This is a genomic window from Caballeronia choica (genome assembly GCF_001544535.1).
In the GTDB taxonomy this organism is placed as follows: Bacteria; Pseudomonadota; Gammaproteobacteria; order Burkholderiales; family Burkholderiaceae; genus Caballeronia; species Caballeronia choica.
This window is the reverse complement of sequence record NZ_FCON02000274.1, coordinates 1-5,837: the sequence shown is the minus strand read 5'-3', so window position 1 is coordinate 5,837 and position 5,837 is coordinate 1. Positions and strand designations below refer to the sequence as shown.

The following is a 5,837-nucleotide window of genomic DNA, read 5'->3' as shown; positions in this document are numbered from 1 at the left end:
AGCGGTGCGACGTGCGCGCCTTTTCTACATGCCAACAACGGGGAAACCTCGCTAACGACACTCCCCCGGTTGGACCACTCCGAAGGAGCGGTCTGGAGGCGCATGGCAAGGATTGGCGGTGGAAAGCTGCTTTCTTTGCTTACTTTCTTTGCAGCAGCAAAGAAAGTGAGTCCCGCCCCGGACAGGGGCAGAGCAAATAAACCAAAAACAAACCAAGTTCCATAGAAGCGTAAAAACATCAAACGGCGTAAACACACCAACACCAAACCCAAGCGCCAGCACTCACCCTAATACAAACTTCCCAACCAGCCCCTTGAGCGCCCGCGCCTGATCGTCAAGCGATTGCGCCGCCGCGGCGGCCTCCTCCACGAGGGCAGCGTTCTGCTGGGTGCCTGCGTCCATCTGCGTCACAGCGTGACTGATCTCCTCGATCCCGCTCTTCTGTTCCGCCGATGCCGCCGAAATCTCCCCCATGATATCGGTCACGCGCTTGACCGCCCTCACGACCTCATCCATCGTGGCGCCCGCTTCCTGCGCGTAAGTCGAGCCATCCGTCACCCGCGACACCGACGCGTGAATCAAGCCCTTGATCTCCTTCGCCGCCGCCGACGAGCGCTGCGCAAGACTGCGCACCTCGCCCGCGACGACCGCGAAGCCGCGCCCTTCCTCCCCCGCCCGCGCCGCCTCGACGGCCGCGTTGAGCGCGAGAATATTGGTCTGGAACGCAATGCCCTCGATCACGCCGATGATGTCGCCGATGCTCTTCGCGCTCGCGTTGATCTGCTCCATCGTCGCGACGACGCGACCCACCACGACGCCGCCCTTCTCCGCGATCTCCGACGCGTTGTGCGCCAGCATGCTCGCCTGCTGCGCGTTGTCGGCGTTCTGGCGCACGGTGGACGTGAGTTGCTCCATGCTGGTCGCCGTCTTCTCGAGCGCGACCGCCTGCTGCTCCGTGCGATGCGACAGGTCGACGTTGCCCGTCGAAATCTGGCTCGATGCCGATGCAATCGCTTCCGCGCTCGCCGCGATCTCGCCGACCGTCGACGACAACCCCGACTGCATCTCCCAAAGCGCCCGCAGCATGCTCGCGCTGTCGCGCTGCGCAATCTCGATGCGGTTCGACAGGTCGCCCGCCGCGATGCGGCTCGCGATCTCCTTCGCATAGACCGGCTCACCGCCAAGCTGGGCGGCAAGGCGCCGCACGACCCATTCGCTCACGCCGATCGCGAGCACGATCAACGCAACCGTCAGCACGAGCACCGCGACGAACGACGAGTGAAAGATGAACGCGGCGGTTTCGATCGTCGACCGGGCCGCGGCGCCGCGACGCGCGACGAGATCGTCGACGATCTTTTCGAGCTTGCCCGTTTCCACCAGCAACGAGACGTCCTGGATGCCGACCTGCCAGTTCATCTGCGACAGATCGAGCGGCTGCTCCTTCACGAGCTTGACGAAGGTGCGCAGATTCCCGCTCCAGGTCGCGACCGCCGTGGCGAGGCGCTTCTGCTGCGCGAGCGCGTCGTGATCCGAGTTGTCGACGTACTGCTGCAACTGCGCCTGCTCCCTGCCGATCCCGGCGAGCGCCTCGTCGATCTGCGCACCGAGTTCGTCGCGTTCCTTCGCCGTGGTGGCGGTGAGCAGCATCTTCTGCGAACGGCTCGCGCGCAGCACGAAGCCGCGCATTTCCTCGGCGGCGCGGCTCGCGACGTAACCCTGCGTGTAGATCGATTCCGTGGCTCCATTCAGGCGGCTGATCTGCGTGAGCGCAATCACGCCGATCGCGAGCGTGCCCGCCAGCACGAGCGCGAAGGCGAGTCGCAGTGACGCCTTCACGGTAAGTCCGCTCCTGCCGGCTGCGCGGCGTGAAAGTCGTGCGTCTGGTGCTTGCGAGACGAAGCCCGCGCCGGTCTGGCCGCGTAGCGAAAACGGTTTCATCGATTCAATCCCCGAATTATTCTGGTTCCAGGCACAGTCGCCTCCGGCGCACGCCTTTGTCACTGGTCTACGGCAGCTTCGTCGAGATTCTTGAGTCATTTTTTTCGCGCGCGGTCACTGGGCGAGGTTATACCCGGCCAAAAACGCACGCATGCGCAAACGTCCGACGAAAAGCGGGGATGTCCGTTTCGCGACAAAGGTTGGCAGGACAACGCGTAGAGGACAAACTACACTACGAAAAATTCAGTCCGCGCATGAATCGGGCGAAACAAGCGGCTTAGAACATCGACGAGACAACTTCCTTCCGAGCAGACTTTTCACCATGCAAACGAGCATCGACAAAGGCGCGCTGAGCGCGGCCTCTCCGGGTGGCGCGACCGCTCCGGCACCGGTCGCGACCGCGACCGCGCAACGCACGGTTTATTCGGTACTGGGCGCGATCAGCTTCTCGCACCTGCTGAACGACATGATCCAGTCGCTGATCCTCGCGATCTATCCGATGTTCAAGAGCGAATTCGCGCTCTCGTTCGGCCAGATCGGGCTGATCACGCTGACCTATCAGATCACGGCATCGCTGCTGCAACCGCTCGTCGGCCTCTATACCGACAAGCATCCGAAACCGTATTCGCTGCCCATCGGCATGGGCTTCACGCTGTCGGGGCTGCTGTTGATGTCGGTCGCGGGCAACTTTCCGACCCTGCTCGTCGCGGCGGCGCTCGTCGGCTGCGGGTCGTCGGTGTTTCATCCGGAGTCGTCGCGGGTGGCGCGGATGGCGTCCGGCGGGAAGCACGGGCTCGCGCAGTCGCTGTTCCAGGTGGGCGGCAACGCCGGCTCGTCGCTCGGGCCGCTGCTCGCCGCGCTGATCGTGATTCCGCATGGACAGAAGAGCATTGCGTGGTTCTCGGCGGCGGCGCTCGTCGCGATCGTCGTGCTCGCGAACATCGGCCGCTGGTACAAGCGCCATCCCGCAGTGAAGAAGGGGCGCGCGCAAGTGGCTCACGCGACGCTGCCGCGCAACAAGGTGATCGCCGCGATGACCGTGCTGATGCTGCTCGTGTTCTCCAAGTACTTCTACATGGCGAGCATCATGAGCTACTTCACGTTCTATCTGATCAGCAAGTTCGGCCTGTCGGTGCAGACGGCGCAGGTGCACCTGTTCGTGTTCCTCGCGGCGGTTGCGGCGGGCACGATCATCGGCGGACCGGTCGGCGACCGGATTGGGCGCAAGGTCGTGATCTGGGTGTCGATTCTCGGTGTCGCGCCGTTCACGCTGCTGTTGCCCTATGCGAATCTCTTCTGGACGGGCGTGCTGTCGGTTGTGATCGGGCTCGTGCTGGCGTCGGCGTTCTCCGCGATTCTCGTCTATGCGCAGGAACTGATTCCCGGCAAGGTCGGGATGGTCGCGGGGCTCTTCTTCGGTTTCGCGTTCGGGATGGGCGGTATCGGCGCGGCGGTGCTCGGCCATCTCGCCGACGCGACGAGCATCGACTATGTATACAAGCTTTGCTCGTTCCTGCCGCTGATCGGGATGCTGGCGGTGTTTTTGCCGAGGACGTCGGCGGGCAAGTTGAAGAAGGTCTGAGCGCCCGGAGGGCTGCAGATCAAAAAAGCCGCTTCGAAATCGAAGCGGCTTTTTCGCTTTTGCGGTGCTTCAATCCCCCGCCTTCAACGCCGCCCTCACCTGCTGCAAAGCGCCGGCATCCTCGATCGTCGGCAACTCGCCCGGCTCGCGTCCTTCCGCGAGCGCGGCGATCGCGCGGCGCAAGAGCTTGCCCGAGCGCGTCTTCGGCAGCATCGAGACGAAATGCACGGCCGCCGGACGCGCGATCGCGCCCAGGTGCGTATCGACGGTATGCGCCAGTTCAGCCGCGAGCCCTTCGCGCGCGCCCGGCGCGTTCAGCCGATCCGCGTCGCGCAACACGACGAACGCGAGCGCGGCCTGCCCCTTCAGCGCATCCGCGACACCCACCACCGCCACTTCCGCGACCGCCGGATGACCCGACAGCGCCTCCTCGATCTCGCGCGTGCCGAGCCGGTGCCCCGCCACGTTGATGACGTCGTCGGTGCGCCCGAGTATCGACACATAGCCGTCTTCGTCCTGCACGCCCCAGTCGAAGGTCGAATAGACCTGCTGGTTCGGCACGCTCTTCCAGTAGGTATCGATGAAACGCTGGTCGTCGCCCCACACGGTCTGCATGCAGCCGGGCGGCAGCGGATAGTCGAGCGCGATCACACCCTTCTCGTCCGGCGCGCAAATCTCGCCCGTCTGTTCATTGCGCAGCGTGAGATTGAAGCCCATCGACGGCACGCCGGGCGAACCGAGCTTCGGCGGCAATTCCTCGATGCCGCGCGGAATCGCGATCATCGGCCAGCCGGTCTCGGTCTGCCAGTAGTTGTCGATGACGGGCTTTCTCAACGCGCTCTGGATCCATTGCGCGGTGGGTTCGTCGAGCGGTTCGCCGGCCAGGAACAGCGCGCGCAGGCTCGACAGGTCGGCTTGCTGCATCAGTTGCGGGTCCTGCTTTTTCAGCACGCGAATCGCGGTCGGCGCGGTGAACATCAGGTTGATCCGGTATTTCTCGACGAGCCGCCACCAGATGCCGCCGTCCGGCCTCACCGGCGTGCCCTCGTACATGACGGTGGTCAGCCCCGCGATCAGCGGCGCATAGATGATGTAGCTGTGGCCGACCACCCAGCCGATATCCGATGCGGTGAACATCGTGTCGCCGGGCGCGCCCTGGAAGATGTGCTCCATCGATGCCGCGAGCGCCACCGCATAGCCGCCGACATCGCGCTGCACGCCCTTCGGCCGCCCGGTCGTGCCGGAGGTGTAGAGCACGTACGACGGCTCGTTCGATTCGAGCCATTCGCACGGGACATAGGCATCGAAGAACTGTTCGCGCAGCGGCTCGTAGGCGACCAGGTAGTTCGCCTGCAGGCGCTCGGGTGCGAGTTGCCGGTCGATCAGCAGCACTTGCGGCACCTTGTACTCGGCGCGGGAAAGCGCTTCGTCGACGAGCGGCGTGTAGTCGATCACCTTGCCCGCGCGAGCGCCGGCATCGGCGGTGATGATGAGCGCGGGCTTCGCGTCGTCGATGCGCGCGGCGAGGTTCGGCGCAGCGAACCCGCCGAACACGACCGAATGGATCGCGCCGAGCCGCGCGCAGGCGAGCATCGCGAAGAGCGCTTCGGCAATCATCGGCAGATAGATCAGCACGCGGTCGCCCTTCTTCACGTTCAGCGAGCGCATCACCGCGGCCATGCGGTTCACTTCGGCGTGCAGTTCCGCGTAGGTGTAGCGGCGCTCGATGCCCGTCTCGGTCGAGACGTAGATCAGCGCGTCCTGCTGGGCGCGCGTAGCGAGATGACGATCGACCGCGTTGTAGCAGAGATTCGTCCTGCCGCCGACAAACCAGCGCGCAAACGGTGGCCTGCTGTTGTCGAGCACCTGCTCGAACGGCGTCTCCCAGTGAATGCGGCTGGCCTGGTCGGCCCAGAACGCCTCGGGCGCTTCGATCGAACGGCGAAACTCCTCACGATAAGTCGGCATTCGCTCCCTCTGATAGCAGTGTGCAGGTTGCTTCAAAGGATAGAGCAGCCCGACATGGCGTGCTAGAGAGGGGCGGCCCTATGCACGGCCGGGCGGCGCGTGGTGAGCGGCAGTGGGTCGATGCCGGGGTCGCTGGCGGCATGCTTGAGCAGCACCGGCGCGAGCTCGCCCGCAACGCGCATGCTCGATACGACCACGGTGCGCACGCCGCTGCCTTGCGTCGTCAGGCGCCACGCTTCGCGCGTCGTGGCACGCGCTTCGATGCGCGGCTCGATCACGATGAAGCCGCGGCAATACGCGCCCAACGACGCCGCCTGCGAACGCAGCCAGGCGGCGCGCAGGCGTGTGT

At 64.8% G+C, this 5,837-nt stretch carries 4 protein-coding genes and 1 pseudogene; 1 reads left to right on the top strand and 4 read right to left on the bottom strand.

Annotated features, from left to right (window positions below; all coding sequences use genetic code 11):
- Nucleotides 1–272 (bottom strand): hypothetical protein (locus AWB68_RS50315; RefSeq protein WP_143282030.1); only part of this gene is annotated, 272 nt, incomplete at its 3' end.
- Nucleotides 273–282: 10 nt separating this feature from the next.
- A complete protein-coding gene (locus tag AWB68_RS42130; protein ID WP_087650058.1) occupies nt 283–1,938 on the bottom strand; it encodes a methyl-accepting chemotaxis protein in 1,656 nt (551 codons plus the stop codon).
- A gap of 322 nt (nt 1,939–2,260) precedes the next feature.
- Between AWB68_RS42130 and AWB68_RS42125 the strand changes: the two genes are divergently transcribed.
- Entirely contained in the window at nt 2,261–3,520 is a 1,260-nt protein-coding gene (locus AWB68_RS42125; protein WP_087650057.1) for an MFS transporter, read from the top strand.
- A 69-nt stretch (nt 3,521–3,589) separates the two neighbouring features.
- Here AWB68_RS42125 and AWB68_RS42120 read toward each other — a convergent pair whose 3' ends face one another.
- Nucleotides 3,590–5,488 (bottom strand): propionate--CoA ligase, encoded by a 1,899-nt coding sequence (locus AWB68_RS42120; RefSeq protein WP_087650056.1) that lies wholly within the window; start codon nt 5,486–5,488, stop codon nt 3,590–3,592.
- A 62-nt stretch (nt 5,489–5,550) separates the two neighbouring features.
- Nucleotides 5,551–5,837, bottom strand: a pseudogene (locus tag AWB68_RS42115) (hypothetical protein); the annotation flags it as partial.